The sequence below is a fragment of the Roseivirga echinicomitans genome, from assembly GCF_001592935.1.
Classification (GTDB): domain Bacteria; phylum Bacteroidota; class Bacteroidia; order Cytophagales; family Cyclobacteriaceae; genus Roseivirga; species Roseivirga echinicomitans.
Genome location: NZ_LRDB01000012.1, coordinates 328,210 through 349,202, shown reverse-complemented (window position 1 = coordinate 349,202; position 20,993 = coordinate 328,210). Strand labels below are relative to the sequence as shown.

Sequence of the window (20,993 nt, the reverse complement as noted above, 5' to 3'; positions counted from 1 at the left end):
GTTTCTAATATCACTCAAGTAATTAATACAACTCTGGGAATTTCGTTGGATTTACTTCGCTCATTAGCGCATAAGCGGTATCGAAAACAGTTTCTACACTTGGTTTAGAGAAATAATCTCCATCAGAAGCATATGCTGGTCTGTGTTCTTTTGCTGCAATCGTTACTGGCTGAGAATCTAAATGGAAGTAAGCACCTTGCTCCTCCACTACTTTCTGCATCATATAAGCAGAAGCGCCTCCTGGCACATCTTCATCAGCAAAGATTACCCTGTTGGTCTTCTTAATCGAATCCACAATTGAATGATGAACATCAAAAGGAAGTAAGGTTTGAACATCGATCACTTCGACAGAAATGCCAATCTCTTCCAATTCTTCAGCTGCTTGCATTACAATTCTACACATAGAACCATAAGTCACTACAGTCATGTCCGTGCCTTCTTTCAGTACTTCAGGCACACCCAAAGGTAAAGTGAACTCACCAACATTATTTGGGATTCGTTCTTTCAAACGATAGCCATTCAAACATTCGATAATCAAAGCAGGCTCATCGGCTTTTAGCATGGTGTTATAGAACCCAGCCGCCTGCGTCATGTTTCGTGGCACCAATACGTGAATTCCACGAAGACTGCTCAAAATCATTCCCATTGGCGAACCTGAATGCCATACACCTTCAAGTCTATGACCTCTTGTTCTAATAATCAATGGTGCTTTCTGCCCTCCAGCTGTTCTATATTGTAATGAAGCTAAATCGTCTGAAAGGATCTGAATGGCATAAAGTAAGTAATCTAAATACTGAATTTCAGTAATTGGTCTTAATCCCCTCAGTGCCGCACCAATTCCTTGCCCAATAATGGTGGCCTCACGAATACCGGTATCGGTAACTCTTAGTGATCCAAACTTATCTTGCAAGCCAGCGAATGCCTGGTTTACATCTCCGATCTTACCAACATCTTCGCCAATGGCAAAAACTCTTGGGTCACGCGCTAAGGCTGCATCAAAACAAGCTTGAAGCACTTCTCGGCCATCAACCAAAGGAGATTCATCCGAAAAATCCGGTTTCACCTCTTCAACTTTTAAAGCCGATTGCGCAGATTCACTCAGTAAGTGAGAACTAAATCTTTCTTTATTCTTCGCTAAGGCATTATTCAACCATGTGACTAATTCTGCTCTTGCTTCGGTATTTTCCGAACGCGTAAGCCTCAGTACTTTTTTGACCGCCTTGATGGAATCCAAACGGATTGGATTCATTGTTTTTTTCAAGTCAGAGGCTGCTTGATGTATTTCACCAATAAAATTGCTGTCTTCTGCACATCTCTCAATGACAGCAATGGCTTCGGATTGTTCGTTCTTTATATCTTCCATGAAGGCATTCCAAGCAGCAGTTTTCGCTAACTTGGCCCCTTCTTTGGCTTCTTTTTCTATGAGTTCTAAATCAGCTTCTTGGGCCAGCTCGTTCTCCAAAATCCATTCCCTCATTTTCTTTAGGCAATCAAAATCAGCCTCCCACTGAAGTCTATCTTTCGACTTATACCTTTCATGAGATCCAGAAGTAGAGTGCCCTTGAGGCTGTGTCATTTCTATAACATGAATCAAGGTAGGCACATGTTCTTCTCTCGCAATTCTTGCTGCCTTTTCAAAGGTTTCAACCAAAGCCATGTAATCCCAACCTTTTACAACAAATACCTCAAAGCCTGCTTTATCCTTTGTGCGCTGTATTCCAGCCAAGAACTCAGAAATACTTCCCTTAGTAGTATGGAATTCTTTAGGAACGGAAATCCCATATTCATCATCCCAAACCGACATCACCATAGGCACTTGCAAAACGCCAGCAGCATTAATCGATTCGAAAAACGGGCCTTCAGAAGTTGAGGCATTACCAATAGTACCAAAGGCAACTTCGTTTCCGGTTATTGAGAAATCAGAGAATTGATGTAAGTCTTTATTCTGGCGGTAAAGTTTTGAGGCATAAGCCAAACCTAAAAGTCTTGGCATTTGGCCAGCAGTTGGGGAAATATCAGCGCTGGAATTTTTCATTTCCGTTTGCTTCTTCCACGCTCCGTTTTCGTCTAAAAGTCGAGTACCGAAGTGGCCATTCATGGAGCGCCCTCCACTTGCAGGTTCTGCTTTGACATCTGTATGAGCATACAATTGGGCAAAATATTCCTGAACACTAAGCTGACCAATTGCAAACATAAAAGTTTGGTCACGGTAATAGCCAGAGCGGAAATCACCGTTTTTAAAGGCTTTTGCCATTGCAATTTGAGCGACCTCTTTACCGTCTCCAAAAATGCCAAACTTGGCTTTACCCATGAAAACTTCCTTTCGCCCCATCAAACTCGCTTCTCTGCTTTCGCATGCCAAACGATAATCGTTCAATATCTCCTCTACTCCTATACTCAGTTTTCTATCTGTCTTAGTCGCTCCCAATATCCTAAACGTTAAATTTTCAATGCACCTCTAACTCAAAGGTTAACAAAAATACAACTTTACTGATACGAATCAAATTTGGCTGAGCCTATGTTATGAACGGGAACACAGAATAAAATAAACTAATTTTTAGTTAAACAGAATATTATTTCAAACAAATCAGTAAGCCGAAATTTTATTTCTCTTTATGTTTAAGTTAAAAACTTTCATCTAAGATGCCTATTGTGTAGAGAGCAGAAACCTTTTTTATCAACAGGAGCTTTTTTCTCTAATCTTTGCAATCGTTTGAAGTCTAGCTTACTATATTTGCCCAGTAACATTAAAATTCAGATATCATGATCATTGGTGTACCAATCGAAATTAAAAACAATGAAAACAGGGTTGCTTTAACCCCCGGTGGTGCCTTAGAACTTATTAAGCGTGGTCACACGGTTTATGTTCAGGATAATGCGGGCTTCAATAGTGGTTTCCCAAATGACTTATACGAGAGTATAGGGGCTAAAATATTGCCTACTATCGAAGCTGTATATGACATTGCGGAAATGATCATGAAGGTTAAAGAACCGATCGAAAGCGAGTATAAATTGATCAAAGAAGGTCAGTTGCTATTCACTTATTTCCACTTTGCTTCTTACGAGCCATTGACTAAAGCGATGATTGAAAATCGTTCAGTTTGCTTGGCTTATGAGACAGTTGAAAAAGCTGACCGCTCATTACCTCTTTTGATTCCTATGTCGGAAGTAGCTGGTAGAATGGCGACCCAACAAGGCGCTAAATACCTTGAAAAACCAATTAAGGGAAAAGGTGTATTACTTGGCGGTGTACCAGGCGTTAGCCCAGGCAGAGTGCTTGTTCTAGGTGGTGGAGTCGTTGGTACTCAAGCTGCTAAAATGGCTGCTGGCCTTGGTGCTCAAGTAACCATTATGGACATCAACCTTGATCGTTTGCGCTATTTGAACGATGTAATGCCAGCAAATGTGGTAACTCGTTATTCTAGTGAAGTAAACATTCGTGAACTTATTCCTATTATGGATTTGATCATTGGTGCGGTATTAATACCGGGTGCAAAAGCGCCTAACTTGATCACTAGAGACATGTTGAAAGACATGCAAAAGGGAACGGTTCTTGTTGACGTTGCTGTTGACCAAGGAGGTTGTATTGAAACTTGTAGACCAACTACCCATGAGGATCCTACTTTCATTATTGACGACATCGTTCACTACTGTGTAGCGAACATGCCAGGCGCAGTACCTTATACTTCTACCGTTGCGCTTACTAACGCAACTTTACCTTATGCTATTCAATTGGCCAATAAAGGATGGAAGAAAGCTTGTACTGAGAACAAGGAATTAGAGCTTGGACTGAATGTAATCAAAGGTGATGTGGTTTATCGAGCCGTTGCTGAAGCTTTTGACTTACCTTATGTAGATGTGAAAAATCACTTGAACTAATCACGTTCAATGCTATAAATATTAAAAGACCGCTTTAAAGCGGTCTTTTTTATTTTCCAGCAAACCAAACGGCACAATTATTCACCATTAATAAAGAATTGAGAATAATTTTGTTTCAATTACTTGCAACAACGTTGCACTTGCACTATTGTTGCATATACAATTCTCGTATCAATAGTGATATTTAAGTATATTTAGAAACACAACGTTCAATAATTATGAAATTTACACGTATCAAGCTTTATTCATTAGCTGTATTTGCAGCCCTTTTAACCACAACGGCATGTGGTTCGGACGATCCAGAGCCGGTAAATGAAGAAGAACTTATCACCACCTTAAAGGTGACTTTTACTGGAACTGGCCCCAATGAAGGAGAAACCGTTGAAGCAATCTTTAAGGACCTTGATGGAACTGGAGGAGATGACCCAGAAATCACCAACCCGGTAGAGTTGGCCGCAAATGGTTCATATGATGTAAGCGTGGCTTTCTTAAATGAAGCGGAATCACCTGCAGAAAATATTACTTTAGAGGTAGAGGAAGAAGGTGATGAGCATCAAGTGTTCTTTGTCGCCAACAATATTAATTTCACTTACCAATACGGAGACGAAGACGTCAACACAAAACCAATTGGTTTGTCGGGCTCTGTTTTACTTGGTGCTGCAGGTACTGGAACTTTACAAGTGCTGCTTATTCACGAACCAGACAAAGATGCTTCTGGTGTTAGTACAGGAAGCCCTACCAATGCTGGTGGAGAAACGGACATCAGTGTAACCTTCAACGTAACCATCAAATAAGAAATCAATCATAGATGATTTAGTTTGTAGTTATTCACGTACCGATCTCCTCATTTCGGTACGTGTTTTTTTTTATAGAGACTAGTCATAAAAAAAGAGCACCTCTTCCAAAGTGCTCTTTCCAGTAAAACCATTTGGCGCAAAACTCCCTTGACGGACTTTCACCCAGCTCCTACAATCTAATCCATGTATGATTTAATGATCTCTGACACTTTAGTTTGAACTTCCATGCTATTGTAATTGTCGGCAGTAGCCATTTCATCGCCTAAAGCAAAAAGTACTTCGTAAAGCATTTTATCATTCAGGCTTTCAGCATAGCTAAAATCAGGATTCGCTCCATATACTTCATCCCAAACCAACCTCACATCTGCCCAGTATTGCTCATTTTTCTTCCACCACTCTTGTGCTGCTTCACATTTACTGTCATCTACTTTAGTGTAGACATTCATGCCTTTTTCTTCGGCTAAAAGTTCATCTCCTTTTTCGGTACGATTTACCTTTCCATTGTCTTGCTCATGAATCCATCCAAAATCAGTGAGTTCATGTCTATTGGTTCGAAGCATCACATTGTAGTCGCTACGCTTTGAATACTCCCTTCTTGGTAAGGGGGAATCAGAAGCGCCTTCCCAATAATGCTTTCCATCTACATGTACCCATGAACCTGAACTCTCATAACGTGGACTGTCATCTACATGATAAACTTTCTGTGACCATTGGCCTTTTACTTCCGATTTTGGTAAGGTGTGAAGCTCCCAGCTATTGTCCTTCACATAACTGTAAAGTGCTGTGTTTTCGTAAAGCCAATCCTGCCTCCAATGTTTCACAATTTGACCTCCCCCAACGATTAACAAATGTTGAATTGAGATTTCTTCCTTCTCATCTTTTATCAATTGGGCCCACTCAAAACCTTTGGTTCTGTAGTTATCATGGAATTGGTAATCTCTTTGATAATCAAATGTTTCTGCAAAATTGAAAGTGATTTCATAACAGCCACACATTTCTTTGATCGCTTGTTGGTCTTGTTTCTTCTTGCTTTGTGCCACAGCTAGTGTAGACATTACTAGCATTAGGCAAATGAGTATATTCTTCATTTTTACTATTTATTTGAACGTGTATTAATGCTTATTTAAACCTGATTAATTGGAGTTTCTGACCTTTCGGCAAATGCTTATTGAACCAACAAATCGTACTGAATTTGTGGGTAGCCTCTTTCACCAGAAATTGGGTCTAACATCCTAGTAAATTTTAGTTTATAATAGTTATCATCACTATCCTTCACTACATAGAAAAGGTCTGGATTAGCTCCCGTTTCTTTGTCTGAGCCAGGCTGTGCAACAATTCTCCAATTGCTTCCAATCGTAGCTAAATCTGAAGAATAGCTTAAATCAGTTGAGTTGGTATAAGTGAAATCTTCATAGGCAAAGTCTGCCACCGCTACTTCCGCTATTTCCACATTGGTCCTGTTTTGGATCACAAAGTCTTTATAGGCATAAGGTATTTTCGAAGTTGCGTCAATGGGTAAAAGGTTAGTGAAAACAGTAAAGCAAATATCCCATTTGGCTTTCTCTGGCTCTACGTTTACTAAGCCTTGGTTGAAATTGACGTAATTGAAGTTATAGTCACTGTCTTTGTTGATCTGTAATTCACTAAAAGTGGTAGCATTGATCTCTGCATACTGCATTTTGTACCCACTCCCCTCTCTTAAGAAACGAGCTTTCATCCAGCCTCTGGCCGTTCCATCAGCATTTTTACCACGGTTAATGATGTAGACCTTATTTTGATCAGCAGTGGCAGAGATTTCCGCTATGGCTGTTCCTTCCAGAGAACCATCAGGCTGATCCATCCAAGTTTGCGCTTGTGGCAACCACTCTGCAGGCGCTCCAAACAATGAACCGAAAATGGCATCTATATCCATTTGAGCCCCCATTCCAACGGTATCTTCCGCAGTTACTTGTGCTAAATCATTCTTATCAATCGCTTGAGTAAGCATGCTCGAAGGGTTATTCAGAATTACCCTGAACTCGCTACCTGTATAGAAACCTAAATCCCAAGAAGCACGATTCACTACCGTTTGAGTTTTAGAAGAAAAGTCGATGAAAACTTGGTTTGGTTGGTCTGCCCCTCCTACCTCTGCATCTATAATTGCACTGGAAACCGCAGGATCAACTTTAGGCTGATCATCTTCCCCATCGCAGGCATTTAAGAAGCCAATCGCTACTAAAGCAAGAATTAACTTCAATGTGTATTTACTGTTCGTCATTTTAATTTTAGGTTATAGTTTAATTTTATAAAATAGCTTCTTCCATAGGATACAGGCACAGAAGCACCACCAGAGTGCGTTCCGCCTGAAACTCCTGAGTTGTTGATTCTTTGAATGTCTAGAAGGTTTCTTGCCCCGAGGATCATATCGAAATGGGTGAAAAACGTTTTGGACAAGGTTAAATCCAACCAGTGATATCCTTCTACTTCACCAATGATTACCTCTTGTTCGCCAGCAGTATTTTCTGAGAAAATGTAATTTCTTAATGCCCCTGTGTATTTGTAGAAAACATTGATCTTTGTTCCTATTGTTGTCCAGTCGTATTGAACATTTCCATTGAGTTCTGGGGTGTAGAAAAACTCATCAAGATCGCCTTGTTGGTCATCATCTAGCCGATTATATCGGCCTACATAAGAAATTCCAATACTTGTAGAAAGCTTCGCCCATTCCATTTTCTGATTGACACCAAGCCCCAAAGTTTTGTATTTATCTATATTCACATAAGTAGTAGCGGTAGCATCAGAGGCTGATTGTGCGATCCCAATTTGGTCGTCAATTGTATTATAGAAGAGGTTAATTCCAGCCTCAGACTTAGCATTTCCCACCTCGTAAGATTTAGTGAAGTTGGAACTGAAATGATGCGAAAATTCTGGATTAAGGTTCTCATTTCCGTAAATCCTGTGGTTCGAATCAACAAATTCAAAATAGAGTTCACGCACTGAAGGTGCACGATAGCCTCTTCCATAAGAGAGTCTCAAGTCTGCATTCCCATCAAAAGATTTCTTGATTTGCACCGAAGGAATGAGCTGCGTTCCGAAAGTGCTGTTGGTGGCCAAACGCAGCCCTGGTCGGACAAGAATATTATCAACCATCTTCCATTCTAATGAACCATAAATAGCGATGTCATTGATCTCTTGTTCACCCTCTTGAATTCTACCTCCGCCTACTTTTTCGAAACTTAGGTTATAGCCAGTTTGCAGGTCGAGTTTATCAGAAAATGCCAAGTATCCAGTGCCACCAAACTCCCACACTTTATAAGTGCTTACGTCTTGGTCACCATCGGCAGTGGTTAATCGTTCTTCACCAGTAACCAAGTTTTTAGACAGCTTGGATTTTACTCTTTCAAAATCAGAATATGAGGCAAAAGCATTGTATCGGCTCAAAAAAGGGAGTTTGCCTTCCGCTTGAACATGATGAATAGCACGCTGAGTCAAGTACTTTTCATCAATAGCGAAAGGCTGATTTTCTCCCGAGGGTAAATAATTATTGTTCGACTTACCGAGGCCATTGATCGTCTCATCCAAGAAATCAAATCGGTAGTAAATGGAGTGATTCTTTGGGCTAAACCTGATTAAGGCATTCGCCTGATATTGCTCTTTAGGGTTCCATTCCTTTGGTCTTCCTATTTGGTTCCCCTGAAAACCCTTGAAGTCGTTGTGCAGTACACCAATTTGCCCAAACCACTGGTTAGCAATCTGCTGTTTTACATCTATGCTTTGAATGTGCTTTCCTTCTCCCGTACCGAACTCAGAACCTACCGTTTCCTCTTGCAATCCCACCGAGATTTCAGTGGTGTTTTCTGCATCTTTAAAAGAAATAAGGTTGATTACTCCGGCCAAAGCATTCGCACCATAATTCACCGCCATTGGGCCTTCCACAATCTCAATCCTTTCGATATTATTCAGGTTGATTTGCGAAAGATCGGCTGCATTTCCATTTCCGTTTCGGTTGACCAGCGGAATTCCATCCAACAGAATTTTCACATTCTGGCCAGAAATACCTTGCATGCTAATTCCTGAGCTTCCGATGGCCAGATCTTGCGAAGAGCGAATGTTCAAAGTGTTGGAAAGCGCTTCGGATAGATTAACCGCACCTCGTGCTTTTATCTCTTCTTGGTCAATCACTTTTACAGTGAAAACCGATTGCTCTGCGGACTGCGGATTAAACTGTCCTGTAACGATGAAATCATCGAGTTGAACATTCTTCGGCACGAGCTTAATCACGTAATCTTTCGAAACCTTTAGGGTGTCAGAAAAAGACTGATAACCGACATGCTGGGTTTTTATGACGATAGGAAAGTCAACTGCCTTAAGGTTTACATGCCCTTGATTGTCAGATATCACATGACCACTATAACCTCCATTGATGGGCTGAAACATAAAGGCCACCCCTTCAATGGGTGTTCCTGTATTTTGGTCTGTAACCGTGATCTCTTGCCCAAATACGGCTGGACAAATGAGGATGAATATGAAGGTAAATGCGCTGCGCACGAGTGTTATTTAGATTAATTCTTAATAACACAAAGGTAGTTGGGTTTTAAGCTGACGAACAATCGCTAATGCTAGGGAAAATAATCACTAGCATTAGTGATTCACTTTCGTTCTAAACTCACCCAACCTTGTTCTGCAGCAAAGATGATGAGCTCTGTGGGGGATTTAAGTTTCAGTTTTTTGAGTATGTTTTTGCGGTGCGAGTTTACCGTATGGATACTGATGATAAGCGTTTCAGCTATTTCTGATGATGAATTACCGACAGCGATAAGTTTCACCACCTCCTTCTCTCTTTCCGAAAGTTCAAAGTATTCGTTGCCGTCATCTACTAAGGCCTTCAACACCCTGTTGCAGAAAAACGTCTTACCATTTTTAATAGCACTGATGGCTTCGAGTATTTCGGCTTCGCTACAGGATTTCGTTAAGAAACCGCTCACCCCCATTTTCAGTACACTCCGAATTCGGTTGCTGTCTAAATCATCGGTAATTACCAGCACATTCAAATTAGGGTGCGTTTGAATCCAACGATTGAGTTCATGCACGAAATTTTCATCTTCATTGAGGTAGTCTAAGATTACGGTTTCTTTATTATGACTTCCAATAGATTCCTTAAGTTCTGCCGTATGCCTGAACACCTTAATATCACTATAATGCCCACTATTATTGGCCAAAGCCAGCAATCCCTGCTGAATTAAGTACTGGGGGAAACAGATGTAAAGTGGGGCGAGACTCAATTAACTATTCTTATTTAGACTAATTCCACACAAAGGTAAGGCAAAAAGGTAAATAAGAAACAGATGCGCTATTTAAAAATCATCCCCAGCAGACGGAATCATAAAAGAATCGTGAATAAGACTTAATGTGGTTTCCTTCCTTTTCTCCCTTTTTCCTAGTTATTTCGTCTGAATTCATAAAAACATAGATTATGAGATACGAAGCAATAGGAAAAGACCTGTTTATTAAGAACAGAGCAAAACTAAAAGCCCGTTTAAAGCCAAACTCAGTTGTTGTAGTTTGCTCTAACGATGTTATGCCTACCAATGCAGATGGTACCATGCCATTCCGCCAAAACAGCAACATGCTGTACCTTTCGGGAATCGATCAAGAAGAGTCCGTTTTAGTAATTGCCCCTGACTTTCCAGACCCAAAATTCAGAGAAGTACTCTTTGTACGCGAAACCAATGAACACATTGCTGTTTGGGAAGGACATAAATATACGCAAGAAGAGGCCACAGAAACTTCAGGGATTCAGACGGTAATTTGGACTGATAAATTCGAAAACACTTTCAATACCATGCTGGCCGAAATAGAGAACATATACCTCTATCAAAACGAGCATATTCGTAATGCCACAGAAGTAGAAACGCGTACTGATAGGTTTAGCAAATGGTGTCATGCCACCTACCCAAATTATGAGTACGAAAGACTCGCTCCGATCATATACGATTTAAGAAACGTAAAAGAGAAGCGCGAAATCGAACTCATGCAAACTGCCTGCAACATTACCGAAAAGGCATTCAGAAAAGTACTCGGATTAACCAAGCCAGGCGTTTGGGAATATGAAATTGAAGCTGAATTTCTATATGAGTTTGCGAAGAATAGATCAAAAGGATTTGCTTACACTCCTATTCTTGGTGGTGGCGCCAATGCTTGCGTGCTTCATTATATTGAAAACAAAGATCAGTTGAAAGATGGTGATGTGATGCTCCTGGATGTTGGAGCCGAATACGCCAACTACAATGCGGACATGACCCGGTCAATCCCAGTAAATGGCAGATTCACAAAAAGACAGCGTGAGGTCTACGATGCGGTATTGAGAGTGAAAAAAGAGGCTACTGCCATGTTAACACCGGGAAATAGAATTCCTGAATACCATAAAGAAGTAGGTAAAATAATGTCAAGCGAATTGATCGGTTTAGGCCTGATTGATAAGACAGATATAGCCAACGAAAACCCAGAATGGCCAGCGTATAAAAAGTACTTTATGCACGGCACGTCTCACCATATTGGATTAGATGTGCATGATGTAGCCAGCATTTATACTGAATTTAAAGAAGGCATGGTGTTTACCGTAGAGCCAGGGATTTACATTCCAGAAGAAGGCCTTGGTATTCGATTGGAAGATGATGAAGTTATTACGAAGGATGGCACGTTCAACCTAATGCGTAACATCCCAATTGAAGCAGATGAAATTGAAAGCATCATGAACGCTTAATTTAGAATGGTAATAGAAATTTATGAAGGAACACTCCAAGAGGCATTAAAGGTCTTAGGAAGTGTTCCTGAATTTGACCCACTGTTGGAATCCGATTACTACGAAGGTAAAATCAAGGATAAAGTCCATATCATATTATTGGCTAAGATTGAAGATAAGCTGGTAGGCTGCAAAGTAGGTTATCACAAACACAAAGATGGTTCTCTATACAGTTGGTTAGGTGGTGTTTTGCCCGAGTACAGAAAACTTGGCGTGGCGAAGGCTTTAGCAGATGAAATGGAAGTTTGGGCCTTGAATAATGGTTATTCTAAAATTCGTTTCAAAACATTGAACCGACATAAAGCGATGCTGGCTTTCTCCCTTAAAAATGGCTTTGATATTTTTAATGTGAAACCAAAAGACGAACTTGAGAATTATCGGATTGAACTTGTAAAGCATTTGAAATGAGTACAGCAGCCGCGGCACAAGCCGCCATTCAACAAGCCATAAAGGCATCTGGCGCTATTGTTAAAATAGAAGCCAACGACTTTAGCCACATGCTTTCAAAAATGGATGATGGTTTAGTGATTGAACATCAGGGCAAACTGTTTTTCAAGGAGTATTTTCAATATAGCACTTCTTATAAAGGCTTTGTTTTCTATTGTAAATCATCTGAAAGGATTTCGATTCCTTCAAGACTAGAGAAAATTAACGCCAAGCAAATTTGGGCTCCGCAATAAGAACATATCATGAGTGACAAATTAAATTCCAATAGAGCGCCAGAACCTGTAGGTTTATACCCACATGCCAGAAAAGTAGGCAATCTGCTATTCCTTTCCGGAGTTGGGCCAAGAGAACGAGGAACAAAAAAAATCCCTGGGGTTGAATTGGATGCTGAGGGTAATATTCTCTCTTACAACATCGAAGCTCAGTGTCACTCAGTTTTCAAAAATGTAAAACTCATTCTGGAAGATGCTGGTAGCAGCTGGGATCAGCTGGTAGATGTCACCGTTTTTCTCACCAATATGAAAGCTGATTTCAAAACATACAACCGCATATACGCAGAATACTTTAAAGAAAATCAACCTTGTCGTACTACGGTAGAAATTAACTCACTCCCTACTCCTATTGCCATTGAACTCAAGTGCATAGCTACTATTTGAGCAACTCTACTTTTTAAAACAGTGCTCCTTGTAAATTACAGATTTGATAATCAATGATTTATAAGTAGATTTTGGAAACCATTATCTGACATGCTCAATTTCTTCAAACGTATCTTCCAAGCAGTTAAATCATTCATTTCAAAAATAACACCTGGGGAAGTCGCTTGGAAAGGTGCAAACAAGGCCATCGCCACAACCGCAGTCGTAATTTGGATTTTGGGAGCACTCTTTATGTTTGTGCTAGAAGCAGGAACTCCCATCGGTTTAACGCTTATCGTCATCGGGCTGATTCTTGCATTTCTCTGTAGCGCCAGCTTAATTCTTTTACTCCTTATTCTGAAAAAACTACCCAAGAGTTTCCTTTGGGTGCTACCAGGCGCTTTCTTTTTAACCACCATAATTTTTGGAGATAGCTTGGCTATAAAATTCCCTTTGCTCGTCATCGGTTTCTCTGGACTGGCAGGTGCTGGTTTATTTTCACTTACCAAAAAGAACAGAGGTGGACTTTCAATTTATCAGGTTGTTGTATCAAGCCTAGGCAGCCTTATTGGTTTAGCAGGTTTGGTTTGGGGGCTTATCTGGTTATTCGACACAGGAAGCAAACCTGAGATAGAACACATTGACGCAGCTCAAACTTCACCCTACAAAGCTCAACTGATTGAAGCCACTAACCCTGCTGAAGAAGGAGCCTACAAAGTTGGATACCTCACTTATGGTAGTGGAAATGATAAACAGCGAAAGGAATTCGCTGAGGGAGTTACCATTGTTACCGATTCAGTAGACGGATCTCGTTTATTAGATAATTGGGAAGGATTCGCTGGAAAATTACGAACTCATTTTTGGGGTTTCGATGAAGAAGCGCTTCCTATCAACGGCCGAGTTTGGTATCCCGAAGGTGACGGCCCTTTTCCTTTGGCATTAATCGTTCATGGCAATCATGGGATGGAAGATTTTTCTGATCCCGGTTATGAGTATTTAGGAAAGCTCTTGGCCAGCCAAGGAATGATTATGGTGAGTGTAGATGAAAACTTTATCAACAGCTCATGGAAAGACATATTCGGTGATGGCTTGGATGAAGAAAATGATGCCCGAGGCTGGTTACTTTTAGAACACCTTAAATATTGGAGAAAGTGGAACGATGAAACAGACAATGTATTTCAGAATAAGGTAGACCTAGAAAACATTGCCGTGATGGGGCATTCGCGTGGCGGAGAGGCTGCTGCTGTGGCTGGCTTTTTCAATAAGTTGCAATTCTACCCTGATGATGCCAAGCAAAAATTCGACTTCGACTTTAATATAAAATCAGTTGTGGCCATTGCCCCTGTTGATGGTCAGTATAAGCCTGGAGAAATTCAAACACCATTAGAAAATGTGAACTACTTGGTGTTACATGGTGCGAATGATGGTGACGTTCAGTCGTTTGCTGGCCTTAGACAATACGAAAGAGTCAAATTCACCGATTCAATTTATCACTTCAAATCGGCTGTCTATATATATGGTGCAAATCATGGCCAGTTCAATACCACTTGGGGCAATTCAGATTCTGGACAACCTTATGGTTCATTGCTCAATAAAAAGGCGCTTTTGCCCATGGAAGATCAATTGGAAATTGGCAGAGTATATATAAGTGCATTTCTGCAAGCCACATTGCAGGGCAAAAAAGAATATGAAGCTTTATTCAAAGATCACCGAAGTGGTAACAACTGGCTCCCCACTACGATTTACCTCAATCAATATGAATCGTCAGGTTGGAAAATCATTGCTGATTTTGAAGAAGACTTAGATCTAACTACCAATTCTAGTGGAGGAAAGGTCACCTCTGAAAACTTAACCGTTTGGCGAGAACAAATGGTAGGCATGAAATGGGGAAACAAAGCAACTCAAGCTGTGTATGTAGGTTGGGATAGTTTAGCTTATGAAGGGAAGACCGCTTGGGTTGAGTTTTCTGTTGATGATAACTTTACGCTAGCCGAAGCAGCAGCACTTACTTTTGAGTTAGCAGAATCCAAAGAGAGATCTTATCCAGATAAGGACAGAGACAAAAAGAAAAAGGATGAAGAGTTAAATGAGAATAATGAACTGAACAACGGCAATAACAATTCAAACGAAAATAACCAAGATACAGAAGAAAGTGAAGACAAAGAGGAAGACGATAAAAAAGCACCAGACCCAATTGACTTCAGTATTTTGCTCACTGATACATCAGATAATACCGTACAACTTACCTTAAGTGAGTACAGTTATTTACAAAGACAACTCACTGTTGACGTCCTCAAGACCCCAAGCCTTCAATCCGCTAAAACTTCCGAAGCAGTTTACAACACCTTCTTTATATATAATGATATGCTCATTAGTAAATCATCCGAATTCAATCTCAATGAATTATTCAAAGTTCGTTTTGTCTTTGATAAGAGTCCTAAGGGAGTAATTATCATCGATAAAATAGCCTTAAATTAAGCTGATCAGCTGGCATATCAATTCCCAAAACGAAAATCACCTCCCAAAATGACACCATATATTAAAGATTAATAAATAATTTGACTATTTTTGGAATATGAGTAGGGTTTACATACACATATGTGTAGTTGGTATAAGAATTGAAAACAACTTTCATCAAAGTATCTATTTATGAGAACCATAACCCATAAAATGAAAGAGCCCTTTTTATCTTCTTTATTTAATCTTTCAGGAGGCATCTTCCTAAAGACGCTAAAACCATTTAAAAAAGGTGATTTCATTGAGGTGAATGGAGAGATAGGTTCTGTGACATCAAGTAACTGGACGCGCAGTGAAATAAAAACGATTGATGGTGAGACAATTGAAGTTGGAAATGCTCAATTCTTATTAGGCACTTTAAATAATCTAAGTGATAAAAACATTATCAGATTAGAATTAAAGCTTAATATCTCTTATTCAGAGAATATGACTGAGGTAAAACAGAGCATTTATGATTTTCTAAAGGGCTATTCTAATATCTTAAAATCTCCAAAATCAAAAATCACGGTAACCAAACTTCATAAAAATCATGTTGAATTGAAGGTTGCTCCTTGGTGTTTATTAGATCACTTTTTAGAATTAGATTACAAGTTAGAAACGGCTTTGTATCAACACCTACTCAACAAAGGCTTTAACGCGCCTGTCAAAGAAGAATTATTTAGTGAAATAAGAGAGATTGCATAAAGCTATTTTACATTTGACTGAACACAAAACGTTTAAATTTTAATAAGAAATTAGCCTTCCCATTCAAGTAGATTCTCTATTTTGTTTCTAGCCATTTCGACCCAAGCAGTCGAAATTACCACTTTCAGTCTATCTTTGTAATTCACAACTTAGACTATGGAATTAACAGCAGACAACAAGCTCAGAAACCTTATCATTGTTGGAGACCGTGTTTTAATACGCCCTAAGAAACAAGCCGAAAAAACAGCAACTGGTTTATACCTACCTCCGGGGGTTCAAGAAAGGGAAAAGGTACAAAGCGGGTATATAATCAAAGTTGGCCCAGGCTACCCTATACCTATACCCATTGAAGATAGCGAACCATGGAAAGACAATGAGGAAAAAATAAAATACATCCCCCTACAGGTGGAAGAAGGTGATTTAGCCATTTTTCTTCAGAGAGAAGCCATTGAAATAAGGTATGGGAACGAAAAGCTATTCATTGTCCCTCAGTCTTCCATCCTGATGTTAGAAAGAGATGAAATCCTCTGAATCAGTCATTACTCCAACATTTTAAGTAGGCCTCAGAACCTATAATAAATGCCACATTCATCTGTTCTTTAACCAATTAAAAAAATCAATTTTGTCATTGCTGAATCAGACTGTTATCTTTGCACCAAAAAGAAACCAATATTTAGTCAGAGTCGTTCTAGATGAGTCAACCGTTCTGAGTAAACATTGCGAAACACAACAGGTTATATTCAACACTCAAAAGCTTGTTAAAAATATCTTATGAAATATAAAGCAATAAAATTTTCAAGGAGCAATCAGGCTGAATTCATCAGCGATCTCCGAAAAAGGGTCAAAGAGCACTTTGAGACCAATAAGATTTCCGTCTACGGAAATGCAACAATGGTCACAAAGACGATAGTGATGTTTTTACTCTACTTCGCTCCTTATGCACTCATGCTTACCGGAGTGATTACGAATACTTGGATTCTGCTGTTGATGTGGGCTATTATGGGTATTGGAATGTCTGGTATTGGTCTGGCCGTAATGCACGATGCCAACCATGGTGCCTATTCGAAAAATAAGCATGTAAATAAATACATGGGTTATGTGATGAATGTAATCGGGGCAAGTGCCTTTAACTGGAAAGTTCAGCACAACGTGCTTCATCATTCTTTCACCAATATTGAAGGAATGGACGAAGACATTGACCCAGGTAAGTTAATGAGGCTTTCTCCGCATGCACCACTATTGAAAGTGCATAAGCTTCAACATATTTATGGTTGGTTCTTATATGGCCTTATGACCTTCTTATGGCTAACAACAAAAGACTTTAAGCAACTGTATCGTTACAAAAAATTAGGGCTTTTGAAGGCTCAAAAAAGAACTTACACTGGTGTTTTAATCGAAACGATTATTTCTAAAATCGTTTACTATGGATACGCTTTAGTATTGCCGTTAATCTTTATCCCTGCCCCTACTTGGGTAGTTTTATTGGGTTTCTTTATCATGCATTTCATTACAGGGCTTTCATTGGGGTTAATTTTCCAACCGGCTCACGTTATGCCAACCACGGAATACCCTATCCCAGATGACACTGGAAATTTAGAAACCAACTGGGCAGTGCATCAGCTTTTCACTACCACGAATTTTGCGCCTAAGAGCAAACTATTCTCTTGGTATGTTGGCGGATTGAACTTCCAAATTGAACACCATTTGTTCCCGAACATTTGCCATGTTCATTATAAGAAAATATCGAAGATTGTCATGGAAACCACCAAAGAGTATGGCCTTCCTTACAATTCAGAAAAAAGCTTCATGGACGCTATTGTTGCACATGGCAAAATGCTCAAGAGCCTTGGCCGTAGCCAAATGGCATAATATTCTATAATGAGAAAATATAGACCTACTGAAATCTTTAAAACCTACTTATTGATTTCAGTAGGTTTTTTATTGCTCAATTTTGGCTGTCAATCGCCAAACACTCAAAGCACAACCCTTGAAACAACTAGGGCCGAACTAATACAGAATACCGTACTCGCTGATGCGCATCCTATAGCAGTTTGGAGCAAGTCGAACCCTAATGCTACAGAAGCCATTTTACTTGTACATGGAAGAACTTGGAGTGCAATCCCCGACTTTGACCTGCAAGTGGAAGGCGAAGACCTTTCCTTAATGGACGGTTTGGTTGAGCGAGGATATGCTGTCTATGCAATTGACGGCCGAGGTTATGGCGCTACTCCACGAGACAGTACGGGTTGGTTTACACCAGACAGGGCTGCAAAAGATATAGCTGTGGTATTGCAATGGATGGCTCAGCAAAAAATATGGGAGAACCCTCCTCACCTTTTCGGTTGGTCAATGGGATCAACCATGTCGCAACTTACCGCCCAACGCCACCCTGAGCTCATTTCATCATTAACACTTTTCGGTTATTGGAAAGATAGCGACCAAATATTCCCAGACGAGCCGAGTGGGGCAAAGCCAGCAATGAGCCCAACTACAGCAGAAGCAGCTGCCAGCGATTTTATTACTCCCGGATCTATTAGTCAAAAAGCGATAGATGCTTATGTAAAAGCGGCACTCAAAGCAGACCCAGTAAGGGTTGACTTGAACAGGTACGACCAGTTTAACGAACTGGATCCAGCCAAAGTAACAGTCCCTACACTAATTCTTCAAGGTGAGCTTGATCCGATTGGGCCTACAGCAACGCAAGCCAAACTTTTCACAAGATTAGGCACTTCACACAAACAATGGACGGTAATTCCAGGAGGAGACCATGCTGCTTTTATGGAAACACCAAGGGCCTATTTCATCAATAGCTTGGTTAACTTTTTAGCAGGTGTTTCTCAGGTAAGAAAATAAACTTCGTGACATTATAACCCTTTGGTCAAAAGCGCAAATTCTTTGGCGTGATAAGTTAAAATCACGTCTGCCCCTGCCCTCTTAATACTCAAAAGCGTTTCCATCATGGCACGGTCATAGTCAATCCAGCCTTTCATGCCAGCAGCTTTTAGCATGGCATATTCACCACTGACATTATAGGCAGCAATCGGCTGAGCATAATTGTCTTTCAATAACTTAATTACATCCAAATAAGCCAAAGCGGGCTTTACCATTAAAAAATCTGCCCCTTCTTCTATATCTAAGTCCGCCTCGATTAAGGCTTCTCTCTGATTAGCAGGATTCATCTGATAGGTTTTCTTATCCCCATTTTTTGGAGCGGAATCTAATGCATCTCTAAATGGACCGTAAAAAGCACTAGCATATTTCGCAGTGTACGACATAATGGAAACATTATTGAAACCATTATCATCCAACACCTCACGAATGTAGCCTACACGGCCGTCCATCATATCGGAAGGGCCAATGATATCGATGCCTGTTTCGGCCTGAGCCAAAGCCATTTTCCCCAAAACCTCAAGGGTTTCATCGTTTAGAATTTCGCCATTTTTCACCAAGCCATCGTGCCCATCGGAATTATAAGGATCCAAAGCCACATCTGACATAATCGCGGCTTCTGGAAATTCAGACTTGATTCTTTTTAAGGCTTTTTGATAAAAGAAATTTGGATCGAAACTCTTGGTGGCTGTTTTATCCTTGTAGTGCTCTGGCACCACCGGAAACACATCGAAAACATTAATTCCAAGCTTCAAACAGCCTTCAATTTCTTTCAATATTTTATCCAAACCCAAGCGGTAAATACCCGGCATAGAGTCTACTTCAATTTTATCATCGGCTCCTTCGAGCAAAAACAAAGGGAAAATAAAATCATCGGTTGTCACTTTGGTTTCTTCCACCATTCGCCTAACGGCTTCTGACTTTCTGTTTCTTCTCGGACGGATGTTCATGCGCTCTTATAAATGGAAATACTATGCTTTCAGTTCAGTAAACTTCAAAAGAATTGAGGTGCTTACTTCACAAAGTTAATGGTTAACGGATATTTATACAGTCCGCCTTTGTCAGCTTCGATAGTAGCCAGAATTACACAGATCAAATTCACAATTGGAATGATGATCAAAAATGGAATCCCAATAAGGAAGAATATTCCTATACCCGCAATAAAAGTATAGAGCAGCATAGACAGCTGAAAATTCAACGATGCCTTGGCATGCATGGCAATCACTTCTGATTCATCTTTCTTCGAAAGCCAAATAACTAGTGGCACTATAAAACTTCCCAATGCAACCGCATATCCTATTAGGGTTCCAATATGAGACCCCAAAACCCATGGTCTTTCTTCACTTGTCATAATTCATCATCATTTTTATGTTCCAAAATATCACCTGGCTGGCAATCCAACACCTTACAAATTGCTTCGAGCGTACTGAATCTAATCGCCCGTGCCTTCCCAGTTTTTAACACGGAAAGGTTGGCCAATGTGATTCCAATTTGCTCAGCAAGCTCCTTGCTCTGCATTTTTCGCTTGGCCAACATTACATCTAAGTTTACTATAATGGCCACTAGATTGTCAATTCTTTATCCTCTTTCAATTTTAAACCATGATCAAAAGCTTGGGCCACCACCAATACAATAAGTCCAACGAAAATTGTACTACTGAAAATATCTGGTGAAAAACTCACTTTTATTGTTTTAGCACCCAGCGTGTCAAGTTCAAAATAACTGCCCGCAATATAACTAATCCAAAGATTCATCATTAGGTGTACAGCACCAAGCCCAACTAAAATAAAACCCATCATACGGACGCGAGTAACATTTTCCAGACAGAAGAAATCTTCCCCCAATGCGGATTTCACAAACTGAAGCAACAGGTGGATAAAGTAGATGGAAAAAACCATAACGACTATCAGAACAACAAAGATTAGAGTACGAGGACTCTTATTGAAGGAAATAATATAGTTCTTAGTGCTGGATTCAAGCTTCGCCTCTTTAATTGAATCTTGATATTCTGCTTTTACTTCAAGTGTACTCCCCTCTTCCACTTTATCAAAATTCTCTCGGCTCATCTCCACCGTGAAATACTTCTCGGTATTCTCGAAAATCCCAAAGTAGAGTACTATTGCCATTCCAATCACCGTTGCCAAACGAGCAAATGTTAAAAAGACAACGCAGATTTTAATCAGTAAATTATTGTTTTTCATATCGTTAGGTCTTTATCCGTTTTAAGTTCTATTCCTTGTTTAAAGTCAGAGTTGTTTGAATGTGTAAAAAGCCAAATCAAATCAGCACAACAAATAGCTGCTCCTATCAAAATATTGGTCAGCCATAAAGATGCTTTCGAGACATTCATATTTTTCAATTTTA

General features: G+C 40.0%; 20 protein-coding genes. 11 read left to right on the top strand and 9 right to left on the bottom strand.

Going from position 1 to position 20,993, the window contains the following annotated elements; genetic code table 11:
* Positions 1-22: 22 nt before the first annotated feature.
* Entirely contained in the window at positions 23-2,428 is a 2,406-nt protein-coding gene (locus AWN68_RS10475; protein ID WP_068415082.1) for an alpha-ketoacid dehydrogenase subunit alpha/beta, read from the bottom strand.
* Positions 2,429-2,763: 335 nt separating this feature from the next.
* Between AWN68_RS10475 and ald the strand changes: the two genes are divergently transcribed.
* A complete protein-coding gene (gene ald, locus AWN68_RS10470; protein WP_068415081.1) occupies positions 2,764-3,879 on the top strand; it encodes an alanine dehydrogenase in 1,116 nt (371 codons plus the stop codon).
* Positions 3,880-4,097: 218 nt separating this feature from the next.
* Entirely contained in the window at positions 4,098-4,673 is a 576-nt protein-coding gene (locus AWN68_RS10465; RefSeq protein WP_068415075.1) for a hypothetical protein, read from the top strand.
* Positions 4,674-4,852: 179 nt separating this feature from the next.
* Here AWN68_RS10465 and AWN68_RS10460 read toward each other — a convergent pair whose 3' ends face one another.
* From AWN68_RS10460 to AWN68_RS10445, 4 genes are all read right to left on the bottom strand, one after another.
* Complete coding sequence (locus tag AWN68_RS10460) at positions 4,853-5,764, bottom strand: DUF6607 family protein (RefSeq protein ID WP_068415074.1); 912 nt, start codon at positions 5,762-5,764, stop codon at positions 4,853-4,855.
* A 77-nt stretch (positions 5,765-5,841) separates the two neighbouring features.
* Positions 5,842-6,933, bottom strand: coding sequence for an HmuY family protein (locus tag AWN68_RS10455; RefSeq protein WP_068415072.1), 1,092 nt, complete (start codon positions 6,931-6,933; stop codon positions 5,842-5,844).
* On the bottom strand, positions 6,930-9,203 hold the full coding sequence (locus AWN68_RS10450) for a TonB-dependent receptor (protein ID WP_068415070.1): 2,274 nt from the start codon (positions 9,201-9,203) through the stop codon (positions 6,930-6,932). The genes AWN68_RS10455 and AWN68_RS10450 overlap by 4 nt, the downstream gene beginning before the upstream one ends.
* Before the next feature lie 101 nt (positions 9,204-9,304).
* Positions 9,305-9,937, bottom strand: coding sequence for a response regulator transcription factor (locus tag AWN68_RS10445; RefSeq protein ID WP_084362828.1), 633 nt, complete (start codon positions 9,935-9,937; stop codon positions 9,305-9,307).
* A 191-nt stretch (positions 9,938-10,128) separates the two neighbouring features.
* Between AWN68_RS10445 and AWN68_RS10440 the strand changes: the two genes are divergently transcribed.
* The 9 genes from AWN68_RS10440 (at position 10,129) to AWN68_RS10400 (ending at position 18,593) form a co-directional block, all read left to right on the top strand.
* Positions 10,129-11,418 carry an aminopeptidase P N-terminal domain-containing protein gene (locus AWN68_RS10440; protein ID WP_068415066.1) on the top strand — a complete coding sequence of 430 codons (1,290 nt, stop codon included), beginning with the start codon at positions 10,129-10,131 and terminating at the stop codon, positions 11,416-11,418.
* A gap of 6 nt (positions 11,419-11,424) precedes the next feature.
* The gene (locus AWN68_RS10435; RefSeq protein ID WP_068415065.1) at positions 11,425-11,865 is read left to right on the top strand and encodes a GNAT family N-acetyltransferase; all 441 of its coding nucleotides are present in this window, start codon (positions 11,425-11,427) and stop codon (positions 11,863-11,865) included.
* Complete coding sequence (locus tag AWN68_RS10430) at positions 11,862-12,137, top strand: hypothetical protein (RefSeq protein ID WP_068415064.1); 276 nt, start codon at positions 11,862-11,864, stop codon at positions 12,135-12,137. Before AWN68_RS10435 ends, AWN68_RS10430 begins: the two co-directional genes overlap by 4 nt.
* 9 nt (positions 12,138-12,146) lie before the next feature.
* Entirely contained in the window at positions 12,147-12,560 is a 414-nt protein-coding gene (locus AWN68_RS10425; protein ID WP_172796058.1) for a RidA family protein, read from the top strand.
* A 90-nt stretch (positions 12,561-12,650) separates the two neighbouring features.
* The gene (locus AWN68_RS10420; RefSeq protein WP_068415061.1) at positions 12,651-15,017 is read left to right on the top strand and encodes an alpha/beta hydrolase family protein; all 2,367 of its coding nucleotides are present in this window, start codon (positions 12,651-12,653) and stop codon (positions 15,015-15,017) included.
* 171 nt (positions 15,018-15,188) lie between these two features.
* On the top strand, positions 15,189-15,740 hold the full coding sequence (locus AWN68_RS10415; protein WP_084362827.1) for a mechanosensitive ion channel family protein: 552 nt from the start codon (positions 15,189-15,191) through the stop codon (positions 15,738-15,740).
* 156 nt (positions 15,741-15,896) lie between these two features.
* Positions 15,897-16,271, top strand: coding sequence for a co-chaperone GroES (locus tag AWN68_RS10410; protein ID WP_068415059.1), 375 nt, complete (start codon positions 15,897-15,899; stop codon positions 16,269-16,271).
* Positions 16,272-16,511: 240 nt separating this feature from the next.
* The gene (locus tag AWN68_RS10405; protein ID WP_068415056.1) at positions 16,512-17,609 is read left to right on the top strand and encodes a fatty acid desaturase family protein; all 1,098 of its coding nucleotides are present in this window, start codon (positions 16,512-16,514) and stop codon (positions 17,607-17,609) included.
* A 9-nt stretch (positions 17,610-17,618) separates the two neighbouring features.
* Positions 17,619-18,593: an alpha/beta hydrolase gene (locus tag AWN68_RS10400; protein ID WP_068415053.1), complete on the top strand. Its 975-nt coding sequence runs from the start codon at positions 17,619-17,621 to the stop codon at positions 18,591-18,593.
* A gap of 11 nt (positions 18,594-18,604) precedes the next feature.
* On the opposite strand, the gene hemB is transcribed toward AWN68_RS10400, so the two are convergent.
* From hemB to AWN68_RS10380, 4 genes are all read right to left on the bottom strand, one after another.
* Positions 18,605-19,579, bottom strand: a complete 975-nt coding sequence (gene hemB / locus AWN68_RS10395; protein WP_068415050.1) for a porphobilinogen synthase — start codon at positions 19,577-19,579, stop codon at positions 18,605-18,607.
* Positions 19,580-19,641: 62 nt separating this feature from the next.
* Positions 19,642-19,980: a DUF4870 domain-containing protein gene (locus AWN68_RS10390; RefSeq protein ID WP_068415047.1), complete on the bottom strand. Its 339-nt coding sequence runs from the start codon at positions 19,978-19,980 to the stop codon at positions 19,642-19,644.
* Complete coding sequence (locus AWN68_RS10385; RefSeq protein WP_068415044.1) at positions 19,977-20,192, bottom strand: helix-turn-helix domain-containing protein; 216 nt, start codon at positions 20,190-20,192, stop codon at positions 19,977-19,979. The genes AWN68_RS10390 and AWN68_RS10385 overlap by 4 nt, the downstream gene beginning before the upstream one ends.
* Positions 20,192-20,830 (bottom strand): DUF2975 domain-containing protein, encoded by a 639-nt coding sequence (locus AWN68_RS10380; protein ID WP_068415041.1) that lies wholly within the window; start codon positions 20,828-20,830, stop codon positions 20,192-20,194. Before AWN68_RS10380 ends, AWN68_RS10385 begins: the two co-directional genes overlap by 1 nt.
* Positions 20,831-20,993 lie beyond the last annotated feature (163 nt).

Excerpts from the sequence above, each read along its gene's own strand:
- ald (WP_068415081.1), top strand. The coding sequence starts at position 2,764 with ATGATCATTGGTGTACCAATCGAAATTAAAAACAATGAAAACAGGGTT.
- AWN68_RS10465 (WP_068415075.1), top strand. The coding sequence starts at position 4,098 with ATGAAATTTACACGTATCAAGCTTTATTCATTAGCTGTATTTGCAGCC.
- AWN68_RS10460 (WP_068415074.1), bottom strand. The coding sequence starts at position 5,764 with ATGAAGAATATACTCATTTGCCTAATGCTAGTAATGTCTACACTAGCT.
- AWN68_RS10455 (WP_068415072.1), bottom strand. The coding sequence starts at position 6,933 with ATGACGAACAGTAAATACACATTGAAGTTAATTCTTGCTTTAGTAGCG.
- AWN68_RS10440 (WP_068415066.1), top strand. The coding sequence starts at position 10,129 with ATGAGATACGAAGCAATAGGAAAAGACCTGTTTATTAAGAACAGAGCA.
- AWN68_RS10435 (WP_068415065.1), top strand. The coding sequence starts at position 11,425 with ATGGTAATAGAAATTTATGAAGGAACACTCCAAGAGGCATTAAAGGTC.
- AWN68_RS10430 (WP_068415064.1), top strand. The coding sequence starts at position 11,862 with ATGAGTACAGCAGCCGCGGCACAAGCCGCCATTCAACAAGCCATAAAG.
- AWN68_RS10425 (WP_172796058.1), top strand. The coding sequence starts at position 12,147 with ATGAGTGACAAATTAAATTCCAATAGAGCGCCAGAACCTGTAGGTTTA.
- AWN68_RS10420 (WP_068415061.1), top strand. The coding sequence starts at position 12,651 with ATGCTCAATTTCTTCAAACGTATCTTCCAAGCAGTTAAATCATTCATT.
- AWN68_RS10415 (WP_084362827.1), top strand. The coding sequence starts at position 15,189 with ATGAGAACCATAACCCATAAAATGAAAGAGCCCTTTTTATCTTCTTTA.
- AWN68_RS10410 (WP_068415059.1), top strand. The coding sequence starts at position 15,897 with ATGGAATTAACAGCAGACAACAAGCTCAGAAACCTTATCATTGTTGGA.
- AWN68_RS10405 (WP_068415056.1), top strand. The coding sequence starts at position 16,512 with ATGAAATATAAAGCAATAAAATTTTCAAGGAGCAATCAGGCTGAATTC.
- AWN68_RS10400 (WP_068415053.1), top strand. The coding sequence starts at position 17,619 with ATGAGAAAATATAGACCTACTGAAATCTTTAAAACCTACTTATTGATT.
- hemB (WP_068415050.1), bottom strand. The coding sequence starts at position 19,579 with ATGAACATCCGTCCGAGAAGAAACAGAAAGTCAGAAGCCGTTAGGCGA.
- AWN68_RS10390 (WP_068415047.1), bottom strand. The coding sequence starts at position 19,980 with ATGACAAGTGAAGAAAGACCATGGGTTTTGGGGTCTCATATTGGAACC.
- AWN68_RS10380 (WP_068415041.1), bottom strand. The coding sequence starts at position 20,830 with ATGAAAAACAATAATTTACTGATTAAAATCTGCGTTGTCTTTTTAACA.